The following is a 22993-nucleotide window of genomic DNA, read 5'->3' on the forward strand; positions in this document are numbered from 1 at the left end:
CCGGCCCGACCGTCAGCACCGTCACCTCGGCGCCCTCGTTCGCCTCCGCGATCCGCAGCGCCTGCTCCACGCCGTACTCGTCCAGCTCCGACAGAAGGCCGTCCACGCCCTCCCGGTCGGTGGTGTGGTCGTCCGCGAACCGACGGTCACCCGTCGCATCCGGCACGTACTTCACACAGACGACGATCCTCAAGCTCATGAGCGGTTCTCCTGTCACGGGTGCACTGGATCCTGGCCTCAGGTCATGCCAAGGGTACTGAGTGCCAATCCCGGCCCGGCCGCGCCATGCGCGCCGCAAGCGCCACCTGGACCGGCATGCCGTGTCGGCTCTCTTCGACTGGCGTCAGAGGCTCCACGGAGAGAATACGGCACTCAGTACCCCTGGTAAAGGAACTCAGTACCCTTTGGGGCTTGGGGGGCTCCCGGGCTGGGCGGGGGCCAGGGCCGGGCGGGTCAGGCCTGGAGGACGACGGCGGCCTCTCCGGTGTAGACGCGGAAGGTCAGCGATTCCTGGAGATAGAGCTGGACAGCGGTGGCGTCGTGGGAGAGGTAGCCGACGGAGGCGTCCTGGCCGAGGAAGAGTTCGAAGTCGCCGCCGCGGGCGGAGAGGAGGAGGGCGCCTTCGATGGCGGGCGCCCAGATGATGTCGCCGTCGAGGAGGCGTGCCAGGTGGTTGTGGACGGGGTAGCCGTGGTCGCTGGTTTCGTTGACGGCGGTGAAGGTGTCCGCGCCGAGGAGGAGGGAGTACGGGCCGCCGACGCCGGCGAGGCGGAGGGCGGTGAGGGCGCGGCTGACGGCATTGGGGTATTCGCGGACGTCGTCGGGCAGTTGGACGGGCGCGTTGGTCGAGGCGGTTCGGATGCCCTCGATGGCGCCGGCCCGGTAGCCCTCGAAGACGGCGCGGTCCTCGGCGAGCGCGAGCGTGCGGGCGGCGTCCTTGACGGGCTGCCAGTCGGAGTCGCGCGAGCCGCGTTCGACGTCGTCGACGGCGGAGCGCCGCACGGTGAAGGGGACACGGAGCTCGACCATCGGACGGGCCTCGCGGGCGTGGGCCTGGACGCCGTCGGCGGGCGGGTCGATGCCGGTGAGGTGGCCGGTGCCGATGGCGGCGAGGGTGGCACCCTCGGGGCCGTTCAGGTCGACGACCCGGCGGCCGGCGAGGTGGAGCTCGAAGGTCTGACGGGCCTCCTCCTCGATCTCCTCCCAGGCCGCGGCGGAGACGGGGGCGAGGTCCCGGTGCAGATTGTTCATGGGGCGAGGGTCCTTTTCGGGGCGTCTTTTAAGGGGGCCGCTTCAGGGGGTCCGCGTCGGGGGTCCGCTACAGGATGTCCGTTTCAGGAGGTCCGTTTCAGGGGGTCCGTTTCAGGCTGCCGATGCCGAGCGAGCCGTCCGGCTCGACACGAGGCCGGGCCGGCGGGGAGGCGAGGAAGTCGGCGGTCGGGACGAAGTGGAGCGAGCCGGTGACGGCGGTGGAGAAGTCGAGCAGACGGTCGGTGGTACCGGGCGGGCGGCCGACGAACATGTTGCGCAGCATCTCCTCGGTCACCTCCGGAGTGCGCGAATAGCCGATGAAGTAGGTGCCGAACTCGCCGCCCCGTTCGAAGGACCCGAACGGCATGTTGAAGCGGACGATCTGCCGCTCCTCGCCGTCCGGGCCGGTGACGACGGTGAGGGCGATGTGCGCGTCGGCGGGTTTGTCGGCGTCGTCGAGCTCGATGTCGCCGAGCTTGGTGCGCCCGACCGCCCGCTCCTGTGCGTCGACGCCGATCGCGTCCCACTTGTCGAGGTCGTGCAGGTACTTCTGGACGACGACGTAGCTGCCGCCGGCGAAGTCCGGGTCCTCGTCGCCGATCAGGGCGGCGGCCTCGGCGGCCCGGCCCTCGGGGTTCTCGGTGCCGTCGACGAAGCCGAGCAGGTCCCGGTCGTCGAAGTACTGGAAGCCCTGGACGGAGTCGACGACGGTCGCCGACCCGGCGAGGCGGTCGGTGAGCCGGGCGGCGAGTTCGAAGCAGAGGTCCGTCCGGGCGGCGCGCAGGTGCAGCAGCAGGTCGCCGGGGGTGGCCGGGGCCCGGTGCCGGGCGCCCGCCACCTCGCGGAACGGGTGCAGGCCGGACGGACGGGGGCCGTCGAAGAGCCGGTCCCAGAGGTCCGAGCCGATGCCGGTGACGCAGGTGAGGCCGCCCGCGGGGGCGCGGAAGCCGACCGACCGGCGCAGCCCGGCGAGGTCGGGCAGCAGTTCCCGGACAGCGTCCTCGCCGCCGGGGTCGACGGTGAGGACGAGGAAGACGGCCGCGCTGGTCAGCGGGGACAGGACGGCTTGCGGTTCGGCCTGCATGGTCGGATCCCTCCGGGGGTGGTCAGGAGGCGCAGGAGGGCGTGGCCGAGGTGTGACGGACCAGGACGGGACGGGCCAGTACGGGACGGGCCAGTACGGGACGGACCGGCGGAAATTTGATCATGCGTACGATTACACCGCACAGCAGACAAATCGGCATGGGCAACACGCACCTGAACGGCCTACTCCGACGGCCCGCCCGCTGCGGCCGTCCGAGGGACACCGCCCGGGCGCGACTGGCGACCCTGTTCCCCCCGACAATAGGAGGAGGAGAGCCTCCCGAAGGGCGGCGAGCCGATGGCGCCGTACATCGCGGTGAGCGCGCTGAGCCACGAGGGCCTGGTGCGCGAGCACAACGAGGACAGCCTCACGGTCGGGCCGTGGACCCTCTGCGCGACTGTGACCACCAACCCGCAGACCCTGCTCTTCCCGCTCGGTCCACCCTGCGTGGTCGCGGTGGCCGACGGCCTGGGCGGCCACCCCGGCGGCGAGGTGGCCAGCGCCCTGGTGGCCCGGCGGCTCGCGGCGGACGGCCCCGGGCTGGACGACGAGGAGACCGTCCGGGCCGAGCTCCAGGACTGCAACCGCGCGGTCTTCGCGGCCGCCGCCGAGGACCCGGAGCTGGCCGCCATGGGCACCACGGTGGCCGGCCTGGTGCTGCTGCCCGAGCAGGCGGTCGCCTTCAACGTCGGCGACAGCCGGGTCTACCTGGTCACCGCGGACGGGCTGCGCCGGGTGAGCGTCGACGACAGCCCGCCGCTGCCGCCCGGCCGGCGCACCACCTCGGTGGTCACCCAGACGCTCGGCGGCTCGCTCGGCCTGACCTTCGTCGAGCCGCACGTGCGCGCGGCGCCCCTGGCCGTCGGCGACCGCTACCTGGTGTGCAGCGACGGCCTGACCGATCCGGTGCCGGAGGACGAGCTGGCCGGGCTGCTGGCCCAGCCGTACGAGGGGTCGGAGCGGGCGGACGGCCGGGCCGCGTTCGACCTGTGGAAGGCCGCGATCGAGGCCGGCGGGCCGGACAACATCACGCTGGCGCTGGTGCGGATCGGCGAGTGAGGCCCCGCCGGGGCGGGGCCTCGTCCGGCCTCGGCCGGCCCGGTGAGAACTCGGTCGTTCCGGTCGGATCGGCCGTTCCGGTCAGAACTCGGTCGTTCCGGTCAGAACTCGCTCGTGACGCTCACCCCGCTGAAGCCCTGCTGGGCGTAGAGGCTGAAGTACACGTAGCCGGCGGGCGGGTTGGTGACGGTGAGGGTCTCGTTGTTGTCCGGGCCCGCCGAGCGCGCGGTGTACGCGCCGGTGTAGGCCCAGCTGCTCGGGTTGTAGTACAGGTCGCCGTTGCCGGTGCCGCCACTGGAGGTGATCTTCAGCTGCTGGGTGCCGGGCGGGACGAGCACGTAGAAGTGCGCGTAGTTTCCGGTGGTGGCGGCGACGTTGCTGCGGGCGCAGTTCTTGTTCAGCTGCCGGGTGTCGGCGCCGGTGCACTCCGGCAGCGACGGGACGGTGGGCGTGTTGGCGCAGGCGCCGTTCCCGCACGCCGTCAGCCAGGAGTCGAAGTCGGCGTCGTACCGGGTGCCGATGGTGGTCTTCAGCAGGGTGCGGCCACCGGCCCAGTCACCGACCCGGTACTTGGCCAGCAGGGCGTCCATGTCGGCGCGGTGCTGCTCCAGCATGTAGCGGACGGCGAGGTAGCCCCACCGGTAGATCCGCTCCTGATCGGCGTTGTCGTACGTGGTGTCGAACAGGTCGCTCAGCTTGTACGTGTGCCGGGCCGCGGCGGCGATGGCCGCGTCGTTGGTCACCTTGCGGTACGAGTAGGACACGAACTCGGCGAAGCCCTCCAGCCACCACACGGTCGGCGTGGTCTGGCCGGCGGCGAAGTCGCCGTACATGTCGAACCGGCCGTCGAGGTAGTGGGTGTACTCGTGGTTGAGGTTCCAGATCTGGAACGCCGGGCGGGCCCACTCGGCCTCGTACGCCACGAAGCGCGGCTGGTTCTTCGGGTCGGCCGGGTTGCCCTCGAGGTACATGCCGCCGTTGTTGGTGCTGATGCCGTAGATGATCCCGGCCAGCGCGCCGTAGTCGAAGGAGGAGTGGAAGACGACGACCTCGATCGTGGAGTTGTAGTCGTCCTTCACCGGGCCGCTGTCGCGCACGACGGAGTGGAAGTAGGCGTCCTGGCCGTTCAGGCTGGCGCAGGTGGCGGCCAGTTGGGTGCTGTCCAGTGCCTGCGCGAGGATCCGGATGCTCGGGCTGCAGGTGGTCGTGACCGTCAGGTTGGCCGCCTTGAGGCGGTTCGCGGCGTCGCAGGTGCCGTAGTACGCGCAGTTGCCGGTGTCGAAGGCGTCGGTCATCTCGGCGACGGCCGCCCACTGGTAGGCGCCGGTGCCGCCGGGCGAGGACTGCGCGGCCAGCGCCTGCTCGAACGGGCGGACCTTGGCCTGGAGCGCGGGGTACTTCAGGAAGCGGCCGAGCTCGCGGTCCGCGTTGTAGGGCAGCGTCTGGTAGCTGCCGCCGAACAGGCCGCCCGTGCGGGAGGCGAAGCCGTTCAGCGCGTCCAGCACGCTCGGGTCGGCCTGGACGGCGGCGGGGAAGTCGGCCAGCTGGTGGCCGCGGAAGAGGACGGTGAACACCGGGTTGACCGCCCACCCCAGACCGGCCGGGTTCCAGGTGGCGCTGTCGTAGTCGGTCAGCAGCCGCTTCACGACGTACAGGTAGCGGGTGTTCTCCTGCGCGCTGTCGATCAGGGTGACGGCCTCGCCGAGGATGCTCCCGTTGCCGGAAGTGACGTCGCGGGAGTGGGAGTTGGCGAAGAACGCGTCCAGCGCGGCGCGGATCGCGGTCTGCAGCGCGGTGCCGTACGGGCCGACCACGACCGGGTTGTACCACTGCACGAAGTAGCCGGCCCGCAGGTAGAGCACCAGTTGGGCGACGGAAGTGCTGTCGTCACCCGGGTAGTTGCCCGCCGTGTCGCGCAACGCGTAGGCCACGGTGGTCATTTGGGACTCGCGGAAGGCGTTCGACGCGTCGGTGCCGGCGAGTTGGAACAGCGTGTTGACGCACTGGAGGTCGGCGGACTTGATCTGCTGGACCAGGGCGTCGCCGGTGCGGCCGGTGAAGTCGCCGACGTTGCAGGCCTGGACGTCCGCGGCGAGGCTCCGGCCGGACGGCGCGTCGGCCGGCTGCGCGGCCTCGGGGTCGACCTTCACCGGGAGCGGGGCGCGGTCGCTCGCGGGGACGGGACGCTGCTCGCCGTCGCCGTTCGCGGTGGTGCCGAGGCCCGGCTGGGGGGCCGCGCCGGAGTGGGTGGCTTCGGCTCGGGTGCCGCGGGTGGCGTCGGCGAGCGGTGCGGCGTGGCCGCGCGGGGCGAGCAGGCCGATCGCGAGCGCCAGCGTCAGGGCGATCGTTAACAGTCGTGCCAGCTGCGGGAGTCGCAGCAGTCGTGCGGTACTCACGTGGGGGCCTCCGGGCCGTCGTCGGCCGCATTGGGGGTGCGGCCTGTGGGGGCGAGGACCGTTGGCGACGGCGCCGCGCGGGCGGTTCCGTCGGGGACACGGTGGGGAGTGTGACATGTACCATGGCACATCTCACATGACGGTGGGAAGCCCTCGGACGGCAGCTCGTTCGGCCCGGAAACGGCGACGGGGCTGTGGTGACGATCCGTCACCACAGCCCCGTCGCTAGCCCGTTGTGGCGCTACTTGCGCAACAGGAGGATCACGCCCGCGGTCGCCAGGCCGACCACGACGGCGGCCACGCCGTACGTCAGGCGGTGCGCGCGAAGCACCGGCAGGAAGCGGTCCACGGCATAGCGGCCGGGGCCGGTCACGGCGAGCGCGGCCGCACCGGCCGTGAGCAGCAGCTCGTACTCGTTGCCCTTCGGGGCGAAGAAGCCGCCGCCCCACGTGACGGCGATCGCGTTGACCATCGTGCCGACGATCGCGGCGCCGGCCAGCGGGGTGAGCAGGCCGACGGCGAGCGCCAGCCCGCCCAGCGTCTCGGTGAGGCCGGCGACGACAGCCATGGCGTTGCCCGCCGGGTAGCCGCTCATGGTGAAGAACTGACCGGTGCCGTCGATCCCGCCGCCGCCGAACCAGCCGAACAGCTTCTGGCTGCCGTGCGCGGCCATGGTGAGGCCGAGGGCGAGGCGCAGGAGGAGGAGTCCGACGTCGTAGGCGTGCGGGGAGGTCCCCGCCGGTCCGAGGGTTACCCGGCTCGGGCGAACGGGGGTGGTGGTGGGGGCGGTCGTGCTCGGGCTGCCGCTCGGCATGCGCGTCTCCATCGATCGGGGGCGGTCGCAGGGGTGTGGTGGTGCGGCCGGGCGCGGGCGTCCCGCGCTGTTGTTCAAATTTGAACCGGCTGCTCTTCGACCGTACCTTGGAGTTCGAATTTGAACAACCTGCGGACCGGGCGCGAGTCGGAGGCCGTACGCGAGTCGCGGGCGGGGCCAGGGGCGGGGCAGGGTGGAGACATGGCTCAACGCAGGCAACACCAGCGGGCGGCGAAGACCGGCACGCCCTACCCCGAGGCGCTCGCCGCCTTCGGCGAACGCGTGCGGCTGATCGCCCCCGACCAGTGGGACACCCCCACCCCGTGCACCGACTGGTCCGTCCGCGACCTCGTCAACCACCTCACCGGGGAACAGCTCTGGGTCCCCGAACTGCTCATGGGCGCCACCATCGCCGAGGTCGGCAGCCGGTTCGACGGCGACGTCCTCGGCCCCGACCCCGTCGCCGCCTGGACGGCCGCCGCCGACGCCGCCAAGCACGCCTTCGCCGTCCCCCGCGCCACCGAGCTCACCGTCCACCTGTCCTTCGCGGACGTCTCCGGCCAGTACTACCTGGACCAGCTCACCGCCGACCTGGTGATCCACACCTGGGACCTCGCCGAAGGCATCCGGCAGCGCACCCGGCTCCCCGCCGACCTCGTCGACTTCGCCCTCGGCGAGTACGCGGGCTACGGGGACCTCTCCGGCAGCGGCCTCTTCGACGCGCCCCTTCCCGTCCCCGACGGGGCGAGCCCGCAGACCCGCCTCCTCGCCCTCACGGGGCGGCGCCACCGGCCGTGACCGACGGTTCGCCCGCCTCTGACCTGCGACTTCTCCCCCGCCCTCCTCGATACGGCTGCCCGATGCCGGCCCCGCCCCCGATCTCTCACCGCCACCGAGCGCCCCAACCGCCTCTGACCTGCGGCTTCTCCCCCGCCCTCCTCGATACGGCTGCCCGATGCCGGACACTGGAAGGAGCGGGGGACGTTTTCCGTGCGAGAGGCGGGCGCGCCATGAGCCGCAGGCCGGACATCCTCGGCGAGTTCACCGCCGACCATCGGGCGGTCACCGACCTGCTCACCCGGATCGAGGCCACGCCCGACGGCACCGCCGAACGCGGCGACCTGCTGGCCCAACTCACCGACCTGCTGTTCACCCACTGCGCCGCCGAGGAGGAGCACCTCTTCCCGGTCATCCAGCACGACGTCCCGGACGGCGGGGCGCTGGTCTTCAGCAGCATCCACGACCACCTGGCGATCGGGCAGTACCTCTCCGACCTGCAGGGCCTCACCCCCGGCGACCCCGCCTTCACCACCCTGCTCGGCGGGCTCGCCGACACCGTCCGGCGGCACCTCGACGCCGAGGAGCAGAACCTGTTCCCGGCCGCCCGCAAGGCCCTCCCCGCCGCCGCCCGCGCGGCGCTCGGCGACCGGCTGCGGGCCGAGCGCGCGGACGTCGCCGAGGCGGGGCCGTGAGTCGCTCGTTCAGCTCGCCGGGGGTCAGCTCTTCGGGCTGACCACCGCGAACCGGCCGCCCTCCGGGTCCTGCAGCCGGGCCACCCGCCCGTACGGGGAGTCGAAGGCCGGCCCCAGTGCCGAACCGCCCAGCTGCTCGGCCAGCGCAATCGCGCGGTCGGTGTCGGCGACGGAGAACGACACCTCCCAGTGCGGCGCCGTCCCCGTCGGACCGCCCGCCTGCTCCTTCGCGAGGGCCGCGACGCTGTGGCCCTCCGCCCGCAGCACCACCCGGTCGTGCTCCCAGCGCACCTCGAACCGCTCCGGGTCGCGGCCGTCCCAGCGGAACACCTCGCCGTAGAACAGCGCCGCCGCGAACGGGTCCGGGGTGCGCAGCTCGATCCAGACCGGCGCACCCGGCAGGTCCAGCCGCCGGGCCCGGCCCAGCGGGCCTTCCCAGATGCCGAACACCGCCCCGGCCGGGTCCGCGGCGAACGCCACCCGCCCGGCGTCGAAGGCCAGCGGGCCGACGGCCAGGGTGGCCCCGCGCTCGCGCACCGCGTCGGCGGCGGCGTCCGCGCTCTCCGTCCCGAAGTAGCTGGTCCACGCGACGGGCATCTCCCAGCCCCCGCCCGCGACCCCCAGCCCGGCCACCGCCTCCCCGCCGGTCACCGCGTGCACGTACGGGCCGAAGCGGTCCGGCCCCGGCTCGAACTCCCACCCGAGCAGCGGCCTGTAGAACGCCTTCGCCCCCTCCAGATCCCGGGCCGTCAGGCTCACCCAGCACGGAACGGCCGCCACGCAGCGCACCCGTGCGGTCTCACCGCTGCCCATCGCGGACCTCCTCGCCACCACCCGGCCGCCGGGCCCCTCCCGACTCCCACGACCCACCGGCCGCCCGGGACGCCCACAGCCTAGGTCGACGGGCGTACGCCCCGGCGGAAGGCACGACCGGGATCAGCGCACCCAGTTCTTGAGCGGCTCAGTGTCCAAGGAGATGCCGACCGGCTCGGGAAGACGGACGGTCTTGCCGAAAGGGAGGATCTGGACGGTCTCGTAGCGAACACCGTCGGGCTCGCTGTAGACGGTGACCTCGGCGGAGTCCCGGTCGATCAACAGGTAGACGGGGATGCCGGTTTCGGCGTACGCGCGGGGCTTCTCGACGCGGTCCCGGCGCTCGGTGTCCGAGTCGCAGGAGGTAACCTCCACGACCATCAGAACACCATTGGTGCTGGCCCACTCCCCCTGGCCGGCAACGGTCCCGCTGGGAGCGAGCGTGCCGTCCGGGTGAGCGCGTCCACCGCGGTAAGTCTGAATCTTCAGGCCGTGGTTGTACAACCACAACTCGGGCCGCGCCTGGATACAGATCCGCGTCAGCCACTCGATGATCATGCTGTGGTCGCCGTCCGGCACGGGCTTGATCCCTAGCTTCCCGTTGATGAACTCCAGCCGGATGCCTAGGGCGGTCCGGGTCAGATGACGGGCGAATTCCTCGAACTCCTCGGGCAGCATCTGCGGGCGGTCGGAGATCGCGGTCATGGGCTTTCCTCCTTCGCCTGGGCACCCCCTGGTGAAACGAGCACACCGGCAAGTGGTTACGGGCCGTCCGGCTTCTGACGATAGCGCCCGCCGCCCGGCTGCGGGTGGGTCACGGCCTGGCGGAGGGGTGGGGCGTCAGGCGTTTCTGGATCACCTCGGAGACGATCACGCTCGCGGGGCTGGACGGGGCCGACCCGGCCGCCCACCCGGCTGCCGAGTCACCTGGAGAGCAACCTGGCGCCGTCCGATGCAGGTGTGACGCAGGTCACGCTCCAGGGCGAAATTTCCGGGGACTGAATCCCCGTTTGCTCTTTCGTAGGCAGAAGCGGGGAGAACTTCCCCGGTATCCTGAAGGAGCAGTCGCCATGACCACCGCCGCCACCCAGCCGGCCCGTCCCGTGGAGACCGTCCGTGCGCCCAAACTGCGCGCCGACGCGACCCGCAACCGGGAGCGGATCGTCCTGGCGGCCCGCGACGCCTTCGTCGAGCTCGGCCCGGACGTGCCGCTCGACGAGGTCGCGAAGCGGGCGGGCGTCGGCAACGCCACGCTGTACCGGAACTTCCCGGACCGCGCGGCGTTGATCCGCGAAGTGGCGCTGCTCGTCAAGAACCGCATCCTGGCCCTCGCCGAGACGGCGACGGCCGCTGCGGACGCGCCCGGCGGCATCAGCCCGTTCGACGCACTCCAGCAGTTCGCGCACGCGGCCGTCGAGGAGAAGGTCGGCGCGCTGTGCCCGCTGTTCACCGACCGGATCGACCCGTTCGACCCCGAGCTGGTCGAGACCCGCGAGCGCCTGACGGCCGCCGTGGGCGGTCTGCTGGAGCGCGCCCGCGCGGCGGGCGAGCTGCGGCCGGACGTCGACCACGGTGACCTGTTCATCGCGATCAGCCAGCTGACCCGGCCGCTGCCGGGCACCTCCTGCCGGCTGCTCGACGACTTCGTCCACCGGCACCTGCAGCTGTTCCTGGACGGCCTGCGGGCGCCCGCCCGCTCGGTCCTGCCCGGCCGGGCCGCGACCTTCGAGGACTTCCACGCCCACCACTGATCCGCCCCACCACTGACCGACCACCGGCACGACCACTGACCGTTCAGGGCCCCTGACGACCGGAACCACCGGCCCGCCAGGCCCGACTCCCGCACGCCTTCGTACGGCGCTCCCGTACGCCCGTTGACCGTTCACGCACCACACACACGCACCGTGAAGTGAGTACCCCCATGCCTGAAACCGACGCCCGCCCGGCGACGCTGCCCGATCCCCGGCGCTGGAAGGCGCTGATCTTCATCGGCCTCGCCCAGCTGATGGTCGTGCTCGACGCGACCATCGTGAACATCGCCCTGCCCTCCGCCCAGCGGGACCTCGGCATCTCCGACGGCAACCGCCAGTGGGTGATCACCGCCTACGCGCTGGCCTTCGGCGGCCTGCTGCTGTTCGGCGGCCGGATCGCCGACCTGTGGGGCCGCAAGCGCACCTTCGTGGTAGGCCTGACCGGCTTCGCGCTCGCCTCCGCGCTCGGCGGCGCCGCCGTCAACACCACGATGCTGCTCGGCGCCCGCGCCCTCCAGGGCGTGTTCGGCGCCCTGCTCGCCCCGGCCGCGCTCTCCCTGCTCGCGGTGACCTTCACCGAGGCGAAGGAGCGCGCCAAGGCCTTCGGCATCTACGGCGCGATCGCCGGTGGCGGTGGCGCCATCGGCCTGATCCTCGGCGGCCTGCTGACCGAGTACATGAACTGGCGCTGGACCTTCTTCGTCAACATCCCGTTCGCCATCGTGGCCGCCGCCGGCGCCGTCCTGGTGATCCGCGAGCCCGCCGAGGGCCGCAACCGCAACCGGCTGGACGTCCCCGGTGTGCTGCTGGTGACCACCGGCCTGGTCTCCCTGGTCTACGGCTTCACCCGCGCCGAGTCGAGCGGCTGGTCGGCCGGCAGCACGATCGGCCTGTTCGTCGCGGCGGCCGTGCTGCTGACCGCGTTCGTGCTGGTCGAGCGGAAGGTCAAGGCCCCGCTGCTGCCGCTGCGCGTGGTTCTGGACCGCAACCGCGGCGGGGTGTACCTGTCGCTGGGCCTGGCTGTGATCGGCATGTTCGGTCTCTTCCTGTTCCTGACCTACTACCTGCAGATCGTGCTCGGCTACAGCCCTGTGCTGACCGGCATCGCCTTCCTGCCCATGGTGGCGGGCATGATCACCGGCTCGACCCAGATCGGCGCCCGGCTGATGACCCGGGTCCCGGCGCGCTTCCTGATGGCGCCCGGCTTCCTGGTCGCCTCGATCGGCATGCTGATCCTGACCCAGATCGACCTGAACACCTCCTACCCGGCGCTGATCCTGCCCGGCCTGATCCTGATGGGCCTCGGCATGGGCACCGCGTTCATGCCGGCCATGAGCCTGGCCACGCACGGCGTCCAGCCGCGCGACGCGGGCGTGGCGTCGGCCATGGTGAACACCTCGCAGCAGGTCGGCGGCGCGATCGGCACCGCCCTGCTGAACACCATCGCGGCCAGCGCCACCACCAGCTGGCTGGCCGCGCACGCGGGTGCCGCGGCGGCCTCCCCCGCCGCCGCGAAGGCGGTGCAGTTCCAGGGCATGGTGCACGGCTTCTCGACCGCGATCTGGGTGTCCTTCGGGATCCTGGTGGCGGCCTCGACGGTCGCCTTCACCTTCGTCACCGCCGGCCGCCCCGGCGGCGCGACGGCCGGCTCGGGCGCCGGCGCCCAGGAGAGCAACGAGGTGCCGGTCCTGGTGCACTGACCCTCACGGGGTGACTCGGGTGCGTACGCGGCCCGTCCGGTGTCTCACGGCACCGGGCGGGCCGCTCGCCGTTTCTCCGAACCCGCGCTGGTGAGACAGGTCGCAGGCACCCCCCGGGTAGAAGTGGGGATCATTCCCCGATTATCGTGGCCTCAGCAAGAAACGGGGAACAATCCCCGCTTCCTTCCGACCGAGGTGCGTGGACATGACCCGGAATCAGAACCCAGGACGGGCACAGCGGGCCGCCGACTGGGCGGACGGCCGGCTGGGGATCTACACCCTGGCCAGGGCCAACCTGCGCAAGATCTTCCCGGACCACTGGTCCTTCATGCTGGGCGAGATCTGCCTGTACACGTTTCTGATCATCATCCTGACCGGCGTCTGGCTAACCTTGTTCTTCAAGCCGAGCATGGGCGAGGTCATCTACGACGGCTCGTACGTCCCGCTCAAGGGCGTGCCCATGTCGGAGGCCTACGCCTCGACCGTCGGCATCAACTTCGAGGTGCGCGGCGGCCTGCTGATCCGGCAGATCCACCACTGGGCCGCCATCGTCTTCGTCGCGGCCATGTTCGTGCACATGATGCGCGTCTTCTTCACCGGCGCGTTCCGCAAGCCGCGCGAGATCAACTGGCTGTTCGGCTTCCTGCTGCTCTTCCTCGGCATGCTCGACGGCTTCTTCGGCTACTCGCTCCCGGACGACCTGCTGTCGGGCACCGGCATCCGGTTCATCGAGGGCGTGGTGCTGGCCGTGCCGGTGGTGGGCACGTACATCCAGATGTTCCTGTTCGGCGGGGAGTTCCCGGGGCACGACATCATCCCGCGGTTCTTCACCATCCACGTGCTGCTGATCCCCGGCATCATGCTGGGGCTGCTGGTGGCGCACCTGATCCTGGTCTTCTACCACAAGCACACCCAGTGGGCCGGGCCCGGCAAGACCGAGAAGAACGTCGTCGGCATGCCGCTCATGCCCGTCTACATGGCGAAGGCGGGCGGGTTCTTCTTCCTGGTGTTCGGCATCGTCGCGCTGATGTCGGCCGTCGCCACCGTCAACCCGATCTGGGCGTACGGCCCGTACCGTCCCGACCAGGTCTCCACCGACGCACAGCCGGACTGGTACATGGGCTTCGCCGAGGGCCTCATCCGGGTGATGCCCGGCTGGGAGATCGGGCTGTGGGGGCACACCCTCAACCTCGGGGTGCTCATCCCGTTCACGCTCTTCCCGGTCATCCTGGGCGCGATCGCCGTCTACCCGTTCGTCGAGAGCTGGGTGACGAACGACCGGCGCGAGCACCACCTGCTGGACCGGCCACGCAACGCGCCCGTCCGCACCGCGCTCGGCGCCGCCTGGATCAGCGTCTACCTGGTGATGCTCGCGGGCGGCGGGAACGACCTGATCGCCACCCATCTGCACCTGTCGCTCAACGCGATCACGTACTTCGTCCGGATCGGGTTCTTCGTCGCGCCGGTCGTGACCTTCGTCGTCACCAAGCGGTGGTGCCTCGGCCTCCAGCGCAGGGACAGGGAGAAGGTGCTGCACGGGCGCGAGACCGGCATCATCAAGCGGCTGCAGCACGGCGAGTTCACCGAGGTGCACGCCGGGCTCGCGCCCGCCGAACTGCACCGGCTCACCGCACACAAGCAGCCCAACCCCCTCGAAGCGGCGGCCCCGATCGACGAGAATGGAGTCGCCCACCCGGCGGGGGTGCTCACCCGCGCCCGCGCGAGGCTGTCCCGTGGGTTCTACGGCGAGCACGCCCGGATCGCCAAGGCCACCGCCGAGGAGTACCGCGAGATCACCGAGGGCCACGGGCACTGAGCCTGGAACTGCGGGCACGTCTCCAGCTGCGGCCCTAACGAACGAGGCCCCCACGGACGAGGGAGGACATCGTGCACGACCGTACCGACCAGCTCGCCGACAGCAGATACCTCCTGCTCACCACCTTCGGCGACGACGGCAGCCGGCTCGACTCGCAGATCTGGGTGGTCGCCGACGGCCCCGCCCTCGGCATCTGGACCCCGGCCCACTCCGGCGAGGCCGAGCGGATCCGGCGCCACCCCAAGGCGCTGGTCGGCCCCTGCGACGCCCACGGGCGCCCGACCGGGCGCCAGGTCCCGGCCCGCGCACGGCTCTGCGACGCCGACGCGACCGCGCGCTACCGCACCTCGCTGATCAACAAGTACGGCCTGACGGCGCTGATCGTCCTGGCCCGCAGCCGGTTCCGGGTCGGGCTGGACGGGACGGTCGGCATCCGGATCACGGTCAACGAGCTGGAGCAGCGGCTGATCGGGCCGGAGTGGGAGCTGCCGGGTTCGTACTGCGTGAACTGACGGCTCGCCGGCTCACTCCGACGAGCTGACGACTCGCTCCGAACTGACGGCTCGCTCCGACGCGCCGGGGACCGGTTCTCATCGGCCCCCGGCGTTCGGCGTTCCGGGGCGGCGGTGCTCTTCCGGGGCGGCGGTGCTCAGAGTCCGTTGTCCGGGGCCTTCGCGAGGTCCCCCGGCTCGCACGCCTCCCGGCCGGTCGCCACGTGCACGACCTTGACGGCCCGCTCGGGACCGCCGGGCACCACCCGCTGCTCGTGCCCGCAGCGCGGGCAGATCAGCGGGATGCGCGGCCGGTACGACGACTCCCGCTCCCGCGAGGCGGCCGGGTCGGCGCCGGTCACGTCAGCGGGTGGGTCGGGACCGGGCTGACGTCCTGGATCTCGCCGTGGGCCTTGGTGAGAAGCTGCGAGGCGAGGTCGTTGAGCGCGCGGGCCCCCGCGATCTCCTCGCCGACCCGAAGCTGTTCCGGGTCCGAGGGGTGGCGGCTGCTGTAGCCGTGGGCGCGCACTTCGGTCCCGTCGCCGAGCCGGAGCAGGGCGGCGGCGGTCGTCCGCGGGCCCTCCTCGCGGAATTCCATCTCGATGTGCCAACCGACCAGAGTCTGCATGGCGGATCACCTCCATCGGTTACTCCTCCAGAGTGCGCCGCACCCAGCGTGAACACCAGAGCAGCGGAGGCGGGGGTGAGTTGAACACGTTCAAGTCGACGGCGTAGAGTCGCTGGCGGTTGCCGGTTTGAACGCGTTCAAGTGGGGTGGGTCGGCTGTGGGGAAGGGCACGACGGAGCTGGTGGATCTGCTGATCCTGCTCGGCATGGGGGCCATCGTGCCGCTCGGGCTCGCTCTCATCAACGAACCCGGGCTCGCCCGCGTCCGCCGCCTCTGGCCACTCGCCGCCGTCCCCGGCGCCCTGTCGCTCTGGCTGCCGCGCGGCGGTCTCGCGGCCGGCAGCGCGGTCCTGTACGCGCTCGGCACGCTCGCCGTCGCCGCCCACGCGCCGCTGCGGCTGGCCCGGACCCGCTCGCTCGCGCCGCGCGAGATTGCCGTCCTCACCGCGCTCGCCGCCCCGGCGGTGGCGGGGGTGGCGCTGGTGGCCGAGCGGGCCGGGTACGCGCTGTTCGGCTTCGAGCTGCACATCCTGGCGCTGACCGTCCCGCACTTCCACTTCGCCGGTTTCACCGCCGCCCTGGTCGCCGGACTGGTCTGTCGGGCCGCCACCCCTGACTCCGCGCCGGCCCGCGCCGCCGCGCTCAGCGTGCCGGCCGGGACGCTGCTGGTGCTGGCCGGCTACTTCCTCGGCGCCTGGGTCCAGTTCGCCGGCGCGCTCGTGCTCACCACCGGCATGTGGCTGGTCGGACTGCTCACCTGGCGCGACCTGCGCACCCGCACCGCCGACCCGCTCGCCGCCCGGCTGCTCGCCGTCTCCTCGGCGGTGCTCGCGCTCACCATGGTGCTCGCCCTCTGGTGGGCGCTCGGCCAGGCGTCCGGACTCCCCCACCCCACCCTGACCTGGATGGCCGCCACCCACGGCGTCGGCAACGCGCTGGGCTTCGCCCTGTGCTCGCTGCTCGCCTGGCGGCGACTGACTGCGGAGGTACCGACCGGCCAACTGACCGATGGATAGGACTACTTGCACCACGCATGTGTGGATCGGCCACGGAGACTCACGGATGAACGACCTCAACTACCCCGAGGTGGGCGCCAGCGCCACCGGCGAACTGCCCGACGGATACAACCACTTGCGGCACCGGGTACGCATCGGCTTCGGCCGGGCCGTCCTGGACGTGGCCGGGGCCGCGCTGCTCGGCTGGCGGATGCACCGCCTGGCCGGCGTGCGGATCGACGCGGACGCGGACGAGGCTGCGCCCGGCGTCGCCGTGCACTGCGCGATCGGCGTCGGCCCGCTGCGGGCCGGTGCCCCCAACCGGGTCCTCCGCAGCGAGAGCGGCCCCGACCGCTACGGGTTCACGTACGGCACCCGGGACGGCCATCTCGCGTGCGGCGAGGAGACGTTCGCCGTCGAGATGGGGCCGGACAAGGCGGTCTGGTTCACCGTCACCGCATTCAGCCGTCCGGTCGCCTGGTGGGCCCGGTTGGCCGGCCCGCTGCTCCCGCTCGCCCAGCGGGCCTTCGCCCGGCGCTGCGGGCGGGTGCTCGCCCACATCGCTGCGGACGCGGGGTAATCGTTTGGCGGAGCAGGCGGAGCGTCCGGCATGATCCCCGGACGATGCAGATGCAGCCGGTGCTGGAGATCTTCGCCCCCGACGGCTTCGCGCTCTGGCCCACGGGCGAGCACGAGCGGTACGGGTACCTCGTGCTGGACGGCGGGCTGACGCCGGCCGAGGTGGGCACGGCGGTGTGGCGGCTCGCCGACTGCAATGACGTCGACCCCGACGAGGACGACGAGCGCGGGCCGCGCCCGGAGGACCCGCTGGGTGCCTTCCTGCACGGGCTGCTCACCCTGCCGAACCTCTTCGCCCCCGGCGGCTTCCGGGTGACCGACACCGTCACCGGCACCGTCTTCCAGCCGGGCTGCTGCAGCGGCCTGGAGGAGTGGCGCGCGTGGCACGAGGTGACGGACGGCACGGGCGAGGGCTGGTTCGGCCACGACCCCGAGGCCGTGGCCCAACGCACCGACGGCATCGTGCGGTTGCTCGTGGACGCCGAGGACGGCGACAGCCCGGTGATCGAGCTGCCCGTGGACGAGCTGCGCCGGCTCCTCGCCGGGGCCGAGCAGAACCTGCGCAACTTCCTCCAAACAGCCGCGAGTTGGGCCGAGCAGCAGCTGCCCGAGCAGGTCGCCGCCGTCACCGCCGCGCTCGCCCGCGCGCTGGACCTCGGGCCCGCGACATGACGAGCTTCCTGACCCACCGGGCCCGGGTGCACGACGAGGGGCTCCCGCTGTACCGGCGGCACAGCGCCCTGCGGACCTGCCTGACCTGCTTCGCCCCCTACGGCCTGCGCGCGACGTACCACCACCTGACGGTCAGCGCCCGGGTGTCGCGGCGGCTGGAGATGGACCCGGACGCACTGGTGCGGGCCGTGGAGGAACTGCACGAGGCGCGCGTGCTGTGGGTCGCCCGGGCCGAGGGGTACACGGCGCAGCGCCGGGCGGAGAAGCGGGCCGGGCTGCGGCGGCCGGCGCAGCCGGCGTGGTGGAACCGGCCCTGGTGGGAGCAATCCCCGGACCGGGTCTGGCAGCACGACCCCTTCCTCCACCCGCCGCTGCGACTGCCCGACTACGTCCGACGGCAGAACGCGGTGATGGACGGCGCCGAGCTGCCCGGCTGCCCGGCCTGCGGAGACGAGGGGCCGGCGGTGTCGCTCCCCACCGGGCACGGCCGCGCCGAACTGTGCCGGACCTGCGCGCGGGTACTGGAGCCCTGCCCGTGCGGGCGCAGGCACAGCTACGAGCCGGCGCTGCGGGTCGGCTGGAGCGGGATCTGGCAGCGGCAGCACGTGACCGGGACGGGCGAGCCGAACCCGCACTGGCCGGGCGTCCAGGGGCCCGCCCGGGTCGAGCAGCTGGAGGCGTACGAGGTGGTCCACCCGTGGTGAAGCTCCACGCGCCCCGAGGTCAGGCCCTGTGTGCCGGGACGGAGACCAGCATGGTGCCGTCCTGGACCCGCACCTCGAAGTGGTCGATGTCCCCCGGCTGGAGCGCCGCGCCGCCTGAGATGTGCAGCACGCCCGGGTCGGCCGGCTCGCTGTAGCCGCCCGCCGGGACGCTCCAGGTGGTGACCGTCTGGCGCTCGCCGGTGTGCGAGACGGCGACCAGGCGGCAGGTCAACGGGCCGTGCACGTTCGCGAGTTGCAGGCTGATCTGGCTGCCCCAGGTCTTCGCGTCCACCCCGACGGTGGCCCGCGCGCCGGTGTTCGGGTCGGTGGCGGTGAACTGCTCGGCGACGGCGACCACGGCGGGCGTGGACTCGGCGGTGAGCACCGCGGCCGTGACGGCGGGACCCGCAGCCACCATCACGGCCGCGGCCAGGGCCAGCACCAGCCGCCGTATCCGGCCCCGCCGCCGGCCGGCCGTGACATCGGCGACCAGCCGGTCCAGGAGGGCGGGGTCCGGGCGCGGGACCGGGCCGGCCGGTTCGAGGCCGGCCGCCTCGGCCGAGACCGCGTACTCGGCCAGCAGGGGCTCGACGAAGCCGAGTTCCGCGACCTGCTCGGCGCACTGCGGGCAACCGGCCAGGTGCTCCTCGAACGCGGCGCGCTCGGCGGGCTCCAGCAGGCCGAGCAGGTACGCGCCGACGTCGATGTGCTCGGGTCCGCCCGGGACGGGGTCGGGTCCGCCCGGGACGGGGTCGGGTCCGCCCGGGACGGGGTCGGGGCGCTCGGTCACGATGTCACTCCCCGTTCCTCCAGCGCGAGCCTGAGCGAGCGCAGTGCGTAGAACACCCGCGACCGGACGGTCCCGGCCGGGATGCCGAGTTCGGCCGCCGCCTCGCGGGCGGTGCGGCCCTTCAGATAGGTCTCGACGATGATCTCCCGGTGCGCGGGCGAGAGGTCGCCGAGCGCGTCCGCGATGGTCATCAGCCGCAGGGTGCGGTCGAGTTCGTCCTCGGCGGGCATCAGCTCCAGCGGAGCCGCGTCCACCTCGTGGGGCCGGGAGCGGGCGCTGCGGTGGTCGTCGATGACGATCCGCCGCGCGACCGTGACCAGCCAGGGCCGGAGCGAGCCGGCCGCGGGGTCGAGCCGGTGGATGTTCCGCCAGGCCCGGACCAGGGTCTCCTGGACGACCTCCTCGGCGCGCTGGCGGTCGCCGGCCACCAGGTGGAGCACGAAGCCGAAGAGCGGACCGGCGTGCTCGTGGTACAGGGCGCGCATCAACTCCTCGTCCGCCGCCCCCGGGCCGTGCGCGGCCGCGCCGCCGGGGTGCTCCTCGGTCACCACTTCATCGTTGCGCACCCGTGTCTCCTGGTCGAGGGCCGCCAGCGGCGGGCCGGTCGGGCGTGCTGGTCAGTAGCCGTAACCGCTGCTCGGTGGGGTGGGCTTCGGGGTGGGCTTGGGGGGCGCGGGCATGCTCGGCTTCGGGGTGGCGCGGGTGCTCGGCATCGAGTTCGAGCCGCTCGTGACGCCCGCCTTGCCGCCGGTCGGGGTCAGCGCGAACCAGGCGCCGGCCACGCCCTGGCCCTTGGTGTCGCCGGGCTTGCTGTCCGGCGCGTAGCGGTAGGCCGGCCAACCGTTCAGGGTGACCTGCTTGCGGCCGTCGTCGCGGGTGAGGGTGCCGACCAGCTTGCTGTCGATGCCCTTGACCGTGACGTTGCCGTTCGACGGCTCCGGCGGCCAGAGCGAGGAGCAGTCGGCGTTGCAGTACGACTGCGGCGGGTTGTTGTGGTCCTGGTCGAAGCGGTAGAGCGTGAATCCGGCGCTGTCGGTGACGATCGTGCCGAGCTTGGGGTCGGTGGCGGTCTGCAGGGTCGGGGCGGCGGGGGCCGGGGGCGTGCTCGGAGCGGGCGGCGTGGTCGGCGCGGGTGTGCTCGGAGCGGGCGGCGTGGTCGGCGCGGGTGTGCTCGGCGCCGGTGCGCTCGGGGCAGGTGTGCTCGGGGCACTCGGGGTGGTGGGTTTCGCCGTCGAGCCGGAGCCGCCGTACGACCCGCAGCCGGCCACCAGGGCTGCCACGGCGAGGCCGGAGGCGAGCAGGGCGGCGCGGCGAGTGTGGGAGGTGCTGCGCATGGTGCGCTCCCGCGGTCGGGGACGGGGTGGACACCCTTAGGTACGGACGGTGGCGGAGGGTTGCTCAACCGGCGCGCTGCTCGACCGGTGCGCTGGTCGACCGGCGGGCGGGATTCCCCGGGAGCCCGGGCCGGAATAGCCTGCGACCACGGGCCGTTGTCGCGGGCACATGGCCTGAACCGCCGCCTCCGGAAGGGAAGGAATCGCGACATGAGCAGCACGGTCGAGCTGACCAAGGAGAACTTCGACGACATCGTCCCCGGTCCGGCGGGCAAGGACTTCGTCTTCATCGACTTCTGGGCCGACTGGTGCGGTCCCTGCCGCCAGTTCGCCCCGGTGTACGAGAAGGCCGCCGAGCGCCACCAGGACCTGGTGTTCGCCAAGGTGGACACCGAGGCGCAGCAGGAGCTGGCCGCGGCGTTCGGGATCCAGTCGATCCCGACGCTGGCGATCATCCGCGAGGGCGTGCTCGTCTTCTCGCAGGCCGGCGCGCTGCCGGAGGCGGTGTTCGAGGATCTGATCGGCCAGGCGCGGGATCTGGACATGACCGAGGTGAGGCGCAAGGTCGCGGAGGAGCAGGCGGCCGACCGGCAGGTGTGACGGAGCGGGTCAGGGGCCCGGGGAGTCGTCCTCCCCGGGCGTTTTCCGCTCGCCCTGGTTCTGCTCGTGCCCGCCCTCGTTCTGCCCGCCCTGGTTCTGCTCGTGCCCGCCCTCGCCCTGCCCGCTCCACGCGGTGAGCCGGTCCGCGAGTGCCCGGACCTCGTCGCGCAGCGCGGCCGGCTCGCGGACGGTGAACGGGCGGCCGAGGCCGGCCAGCATCACCGCGACGCCGTCCAGGTTCTGCGCCCTGGCCCGCAGCAGCACCCGGCTCTCGGCCAGCTCGGTGACCGTCCCGGCGGAGCGCGGCAGGCGGTGGCGGGCCTCGGCGAGCGTCATCCCGAGCTCCACCTCCACCCGGTGCGTCCACGGCACCGAGGCCAGCGACTCCACCACCCGCTGCACCGGGTCGAAGTCGTCGGGCGGCTCGAAGCGGTCCTCGCGCGGCTCGACCCGCCCGATCCGGTCCAGCCGGAAGGTGCGCAGCTCGCCGCTGCGGTGGTCCAGCCCGGTGGTGTACCAGCGGCCCGAGTGAAAGACCAGGCCGTACGGGTCGAACGCACGCTCGCTGGGCCGGTCCTCGCGGTCCCGGTAGGCGAGCACGACCCGGCGCCGGCGGCGGGCCGCCTCGGCGAGGGTGAACAGCGCGGCGGCGGCCGGGCTGGGTCCGGCGACCGGCGCGGCGGTCAGGCCGAGGGTTTGCTCGACGGCGTCGATCCGCTCGCGCAGGCCGGGCGGCAGGACCCGCTGGATCTTCGCGAGCGCCGTCTCCGCGGCCCGCTCCCCCACCGACAGGCCCGAGCTTCGCCCGGCGAGCAGACCGAGGACGACGGAGGCCGCCTCGTCGCCGGTGAGCATCAGCGGCGGGAGCCGGTAGCCGGGCAGCAGGCGGTAGCCGCCGTAGCGGCCCCGGTCGGCCTGCACGGGGATGCCGAGGTCGACCAGGCGGGCGGTGTAGCGGCGGACGGTGCGCTCGTCGACGTCCAGGCGGGCGGCGAGTTCGGCGCCGGTCAGGCCTGGGCGGTCCTGGAGCAGCTCCAGGAGGGCGAGCACGCGGCTGACCGGGTGATCCACGAGTTCCCCCTGCTGTCCGGGCGGCTGTCCGGACGATTATCCGGGCGGGCCCTGTCCGGATTCGATCCTAGAGTCGTCGGCGACGGAGGTCCTGCCGACGGGCCTGCCGCAGGTACTGCCGCAGGTACTGCCGAAAGTGCTGCCGAAGGTACTGCCGACCGCGAAGGAGCGATTCACCATGAGTACGTTCGTACTGGTCCCCGGTTTCTGGCTCGGCGCCTGGGCGTGGGACGAGGTCGCCGCGCCGCTGCGCGCCGCCGGGCACACGGTCTACGCGGTGAGCCTGCCCGGTCTGGCCGAGCGGGCCTCGGAGAAGGGCGACTTCGGGCTGGAGGACCACATCGCCGACCTGGCCGCGCTGCTGGTCCGCGAGGACCTGCACGACGTGGTGCTGGTCGCGCACAGCGGCGCCTGTGCCCCGGTCGGCGGGGTGGCCGACCGGATGCCGGAGCGCATCCGCCGGGTGGTCTACCTGGACAGCGGTCCGATGATCGACGGCGGCTCGCTGTACGACCTCTGGCAGCCCGACTACCGCGAGGCGGCCGACGCCTCGGTGGTCGACGGCCGCCTGCCGATGCCCTCCTGGGCCGACATCGCCGCCCACGGCGCCAGCATCGAGGGCCTGGACGAGGCCGCCCTGGCCCGGATCCGCACACGTTTCACCCCGCACCCGGCCGGCGCGTACCGGGACCGGCTGCGGCTGACCGGCGCCGGGGCCGGGCTGCCGCAGGCGCTGGTCTCCTGCTCGTTCCCGCTCTCCCAGGTGCACGCGATGATCGAGGCCGGCCACCCGTGGTTCGCCGGGCTGGACGGGCCGAACTGGGCGCTGCGCGAACTGCCCACCGGGCACTGGCCGATGTTCTCCCGCCCGGCCGACACGGCGGCGGTGCTGGTGGAACTCGCGGCGCTCTGAGCGGTATTCGCTCGACGCCCCGTCCGCGTGTTCGCCTGCGCGAACGCGTGCCGGCGGCGCA

Annotated in this window: 25 protein-coding genes and 1 pseudogene; 13 read left to right on the top strand and 13 right to left on the bottom strand. The window is 72.6% G+C overall.

Annotation, left to right across the window (positions count from 1 at the left end; genetic code table 11):
• The 3 genes and pseudogenes from KV557_RS36955 to KV557_RS36965 all read right to left on the bottom strand — a co-directional run.
• A pseudogene (locus KV557_RS36955) lies at positions 1-199 on the bottom strand (DUF1967 domain-containing protein); the annotation flags it as partial.
• Positions 200-453: 254 nt separating this feature from the next.
• Positions 454-1251: a family 1 encapsulin nanocompartment shell protein gene (locus KV557_RS36960; protein WP_218205989.1), complete on the bottom strand. Its 798-nt coding sequence runs from the start codon at positions 1249-1251 to the stop codon at positions 454-456.
• Between the two features lie 97 nt (positions 1252-1348).
• Complete coding sequence (locus tag KV557_RS36965) at positions 1349-2335, bottom strand: Dyp-type peroxidase (RefSeq protein ID WP_218205990.1); 987 nt, start codon at positions 2333-2335, stop codon at positions 1349-1351.
• Positions 2336-2632: 297 nt separating this feature from the next.
• Here KV557_RS36965 and KV557_RS36970 point away from each other — a divergent pair, with 297 nt between their 5' ends.
• The gene (locus tag KV557_RS36970) at positions 2633-3394 is read left to right on the top strand and encodes a PP2C family protein-serine/threonine phosphatase (RefSeq protein ID WP_218205991.1); all 762 of its coding nucleotides are present in this window, start codon (positions 2633-2635) and stop codon (positions 3392-3394) included.
• 101 nt (positions 3395-3495) lie between these two features.
• Here the strand turns inward: KV557_RS36970 and KV557_RS36975 are convergent, their stop codons facing one another.
• Complete coding sequence (locus KV557_RS36975) at positions 3496-5790, bottom strand: M9 family metallopeptidase (protein ID WP_308130257.1); 2295 nt, start codon at positions 5788-5790, stop codon at positions 3496-3498.
• Between the two features lie 241 nt (positions 5791-6031).
• A complete protein-coding gene (locus KV557_RS36980; RefSeq protein WP_218205993.1) occupies positions 6032-6604 on the bottom strand; it encodes a DoxX family protein in 573 nt (190 codons plus the stop codon).
• A 201-nt stretch (positions 6605-6805) separates the two neighbouring features.
• Between KV557_RS36980 and KV557_RS36985 the strand changes: the two genes are divergently transcribed.
• The gene (locus KV557_RS36985) at positions 6806-7402 is read left to right on the top strand and encodes a TIGR03086 family metal-binding protein (protein ID WP_218205994.1); all 597 of its coding nucleotides are present in this window, start codon (positions 6806-6808) and stop codon (positions 7400-7402) included.
• 212 nt (positions 7403-7614) lie between these two features.
• Entirely contained in the window at positions 7615-8076 is a 462-nt protein-coding gene (locus tag KV557_RS36990) for a hemerythrin domain-containing protein (protein ID WP_218205995.1), read from the top strand.
• 24 nt (positions 8077-8100) lie between these two features.
• Here the strand turns inward: KV557_RS36990 and KV557_RS36995 are convergent, their stop codons facing one another.
• Both KV557_RS36995 and KV557_RS37000 read right to left on the bottom strand, forming a co-directional pair.
• Positions 8101-8889, bottom strand: a complete 789-nt coding sequence (locus KV557_RS36995; RefSeq protein ID WP_218205996.1) for a VOC family protein — start codon at positions 8887-8889, stop codon at positions 8101-8103.
• A gap of 123 nt (positions 8890-9012) precedes the next feature.
• A complete protein-coding gene (locus tag KV557_RS37000) occupies positions 9013-9594 on the bottom strand; it encodes a Uma2 family endonuclease (protein WP_218205997.1) in 582 nt (193 codons plus the stop codon).
• 365 nt (positions 9595-9959) lie between these two features.
• Between KV557_RS37000 and KV557_RS37005 the strand changes: the two genes are divergently transcribed.
• The 4 genes from KV557_RS37005 (at position 9960) to KV557_RS37020 (ending at position 14668) form a co-directional block, all read left to right on the top strand.
• The gene (locus KV557_RS37005) at positions 9960-10640 is read left to right on the top strand and encodes a TetR/AcrR family transcriptional regulator (protein ID WP_218205998.1); all 681 of its coding nucleotides are present in this window, start codon (positions 9960-9962) and stop codon (positions 10638-10640) included.
• Between the two features lie 170 nt (positions 10641-10810).
• Positions 10811-12340: an MFS transporter gene (locus tag KV557_RS37010; protein ID WP_218205999.1), complete on the top strand. Its 1530-nt coding sequence runs from the start codon at positions 10811-10813 to the stop codon at positions 12338-12340.
• A gap of 205 nt (positions 12341-12545) precedes the next feature.
• A complete protein-coding gene (gene qcrB / locus KV557_RS37015; protein WP_218206000.1) occupies positions 12546-14156 on the top strand; it encodes a cytochrome bc1 complex cytochrome b subunit in 1611 nt (536 codons plus the stop codon).
• 71 nt (positions 14157-14227) lie between these two features.
• Positions 14228-14668, top strand: coding sequence for a PPOX class F420-dependent oxidoreductase (locus KV557_RS37020; RefSeq protein ID WP_308130258.1), 441 nt, complete (start codon positions 14228-14230; stop codon positions 14666-14668).
• A gap of 137 nt (positions 14669-14805) precedes the next feature.
• On the opposite strand, the gene KV557_RS37025 is transcribed toward KV557_RS37020, so the two are convergent.
• Positions 14806-15009: a hypothetical protein gene (locus KV557_RS37025; RefSeq protein ID WP_218206001.1), complete on the bottom strand. Its 204-nt coding sequence runs from the start codon at positions 15007-15009 to the stop codon at positions 14806-14808.
• The gene (locus tag KV557_RS37030; protein WP_218206002.1) at positions 15006-15275 is read right to left on the bottom strand and encodes a DUF1876 domain-containing protein; all 270 of its coding nucleotides are present in this window, start codon (positions 15273-15275) and stop codon (positions 15006-15008) included. The genes KV557_RS37025 and KV557_RS37030 overlap by 4 nt, the downstream gene beginning before the upstream one ends.
• A 178-nt stretch (positions 15276-15453) precedes the next feature.
• Here KV557_RS37030 and KV557_RS37035 point away from each other — a divergent pair, with 178 nt between their 5' ends.
• Genes KV557_RS37035 through KV557_RS37050 form a run of 4 tightly spaced genes read left to right on the top strand, consistent with a single transcriptional unit; the run spans position 15454 to position 18224 of the window.
• Entirely contained in the window at positions 15454-16290 is an 837-nt protein-coding gene (locus KV557_RS37035; RefSeq protein ID WP_256178509.1) for a YndJ family protein, read from the top strand.
• Positions 16291-16336: 46 nt separating this feature from the next.
• The gene (locus KV557_RS37040) at positions 16337-16849 is read left to right on the top strand and encodes a DUF1990 family protein (RefSeq protein WP_218206003.1); all 513 of its coding nucleotides are present in this window, start codon (positions 16337-16339) and stop codon (positions 16847-16849) included.
• Positions 16850-16893: 44 nt separating this feature from the next.
• Complete coding sequence (locus KV557_RS37045) at positions 16894-17520, top strand: hypothetical protein (protein ID WP_308130260.1); 627 nt, start codon at positions 16894-16896, stop codon at positions 17518-17520.
• Positions 17517-18224: a hypothetical protein gene (locus KV557_RS37050; RefSeq protein ID WP_218206004.1), complete on the top strand. Its 708-nt coding sequence runs from the start codon at positions 17517-17519 to the stop codon at positions 18222-18224. The genes KV557_RS37045 and KV557_RS37050 overlap by 4 nt, the downstream gene beginning before the upstream one ends.
• 19 nt (positions 18225-18243) lie before the next feature.
• On the opposite strand, the gene KV557_RS37055 is transcribed toward KV557_RS37050, so the two are convergent.
• From KV557_RS37055 to KV557_RS37065, 3 genes are read right to left on the bottom strand one after another with little or no spacing between them, the layout of a single operon-like run.
• Positions 18244-19014 carry an anti-sigma factor gene (locus KV557_RS37055; protein ID WP_218206005.1) on the bottom strand — a complete coding sequence of 257 codons (771 nt, stop codon included), beginning with the start codon at positions 19012-19014 and terminating at the stop codon, positions 18244-18246.
• On the bottom strand, positions 19011-19580 hold the full coding sequence (locus KV557_RS37060) for a sigma-70 family RNA polymerase sigma factor (protein ID WP_218206006.1): 570 nt from the start codon (positions 19578-19580) through the stop codon (positions 19011-19013). Before KV557_RS37060 ends, KV557_RS37055 begins: the two co-directional genes overlap by 4 nt.
• A 51-nt stretch (positions 19581-19631) precedes the next feature.
• Positions 19632-20348, bottom strand: a complete 717-nt coding sequence (locus KV557_RS37065) for a hypothetical protein (protein ID WP_218206007.1) — start codon at positions 20346-20348, stop codon at positions 19632-19634.
• A 210-nt stretch (positions 20349-20558) separates the two neighbouring features.
• On the opposite strand from KV557_RS37065, the gene KV557_RS37070 reads away from it, so the two are divergent.
• On the top strand, positions 20559-20948 hold the full coding sequence (locus KV557_RS37070; protein WP_218206008.1) for a thioredoxin family protein: 390 nt from the start codon (positions 20559-20561) through the stop codon (positions 20946-20948).
• 9 nt (positions 20949-20957) lie between these two features.
• Here the strand turns inward: KV557_RS37070 and KV557_RS37075 are convergent, their stop codons facing one another.
• Positions 20958-22019 carry a helix-turn-helix transcriptional regulator gene (locus KV557_RS37075; RefSeq protein ID WP_218206009.1) on the bottom strand — a complete coding sequence of 354 codons (1062 nt, stop codon included), beginning with the start codon at positions 22017-22019 and terminating at the stop codon, positions 20958-20960.
• A 178-nt stretch (positions 22020-22197) separates the two neighbouring features.
• Here KV557_RS37075 and KV557_RS37080 point away from each other — a divergent pair, with 178 nt between their 5' ends.
• Complete coding sequence (locus KV557_RS37080) at positions 22198-22932, top strand: alpha/beta fold hydrolase (protein WP_218206010.1); 735 nt, start codon at positions 22198-22200, stop codon at positions 22930-22932.
• The last annotated feature ends 61 nt before the right edge of the window (positions 22933-22993 follow it).

Origin of the sequence: Kitasatospora aureofaciens (assembly GCF_019192735.1) — a bacterium.
In the GTDB taxonomy this organism is placed as follows: domain Bacteria; phylum Actinomycetota; class Actinomycetes; order Streptomycetales; family Streptomycetaceae; genus Kitasatospora; species Kitasatospora aureofaciens_A.

What these genes read in the sequence shown, in the direction of transcription:
- KV557_RS37040 (WP_218206003.1), top strand. Translation starts at nt 16,337, where the DNA reads ATGAACGACCTCAACTACCCCGAGGTGGGCGCCAGCGCCACCGGCGAA.
- KV557_RS36965 (WP_218205990.1), bottom strand. Translation starts at nt 2,335, where the DNA reads ATGCAGGCCGAACCGCAAGCCGTCCTGTCCCCGCTGACCAGCGCGGCC.
- KV557_RS36960 (WP_218205989.1), bottom strand. Translation starts at nt 1,251, where the DNA reads ATGAACAATCTGCACCGGGACCTCGCCCCCGTCTCCGCCGCGGCCTGG.
- KV557_RS37005 (WP_218205998.1), top strand. Translation starts at nt 9,960, where the DNA reads ATGACCACCGCCGCCACCCAGCCGGCCCGTCCCGTGGAGACCGTCCGT.
- KV557_RS36995 (WP_218205996.1), bottom strand. Translation starts at nt 8,889, where the DNA reads ATGGGCAGCGGTGAGACCGCACGGGTGCGCTGCGTGGCGGCCGTTCCG.
- KV557_RS37050 (WP_218206004.1), top strand. Translation starts at nt 17,517, where the DNA reads ATGACGAGCTTCCTGACCCACCGGGCCCGGGTGCACGACGAGGGGCTC.
- KV557_RS37065 (WP_218206007.1), bottom strand. Translation starts at nt 20,348, where the DNA reads ATGCGCAGCACCTCCCACACTCGCCGCGCCGCCCTGCTCGCCTCCGGC.
- KV557_RS37000 (WP_218205997.1), bottom strand. Translation starts at nt 9,594, where the DNA reads ATGACCGCGATCTCCGACCGCCCGCAGATGCTGCCCGAGGAGTTCGAG.
- KV557_RS37045 (WP_308130260.1), top strand. Translation starts at nt 16,894, where the DNA reads ATGCAGATGCAGCCGGTGCTGGAGATCTTCGCCCCCGACGGCTTCGCG.
- KV557_RS37030 (WP_218206002.1), bottom strand. Translation starts at nt 15,275, where the DNA reads ATGCAGACTCTGGTCGGTTGGCACATCGAGATGGAATTCCGCGAGGAG.
- KV557_RS37070 (WP_218206008.1), top strand. Translation starts at nt 20,559, where the DNA reads ATGAGCAGCACGGTCGAGCTGACCAAGGAGAACTTCGACGACATCGTC.
- KV557_RS37010 (WP_218205999.1), top strand. Translation starts at nt 10,811, where the DNA reads ATGCCTGAAACCGACGCCCGCCCGGCGACGCTGCCCGATCCCCGGCGC.
- KV557_RS36980 (WP_218205993.1), bottom strand. Translation starts at nt 6,604, where the DNA reads ATGCCGAGCGGCAGCCCGAGCACGACCGCCCCCACCACCACCCCCGTT.
- KV557_RS36990 (WP_218205995.1), top strand. Translation starts at nt 7,615, where the DNA reads ATGAGCCGCAGGCCGGACATCCTCGGCGAGTTCACCGCCGACCATCGG.
- qcrB (WP_218206000.1), top strand. Translation starts at nt 12,546, where the DNA reads ATGACCCGGAATCAGAACCCAGGACGGGCACAGCGGGCCGCCGACTGG.
- KV557_RS36970 (WP_218205991.1), top strand. Translation starts at nt 2,633, where the DNA reads ATGGCGCCGTACATCGCGGTGAGCGCGCTGAGCCACGAGGGCCTGGTG.
- KV557_RS37080 (WP_218206010.1), top strand. Translation starts at nt 22,198, where the DNA reads ATGAGTACGTTCGTACTGGTCCCCGGTTTCTGGCTCGGCGCCTGGGCG.
- KV557_RS36985 (WP_218205994.1), top strand. Translation starts at nt 6,806, where the DNA reads ATGGCTCAACGCAGGCAACACCAGCGGGCGGCGAAGACCGGCACGCCC.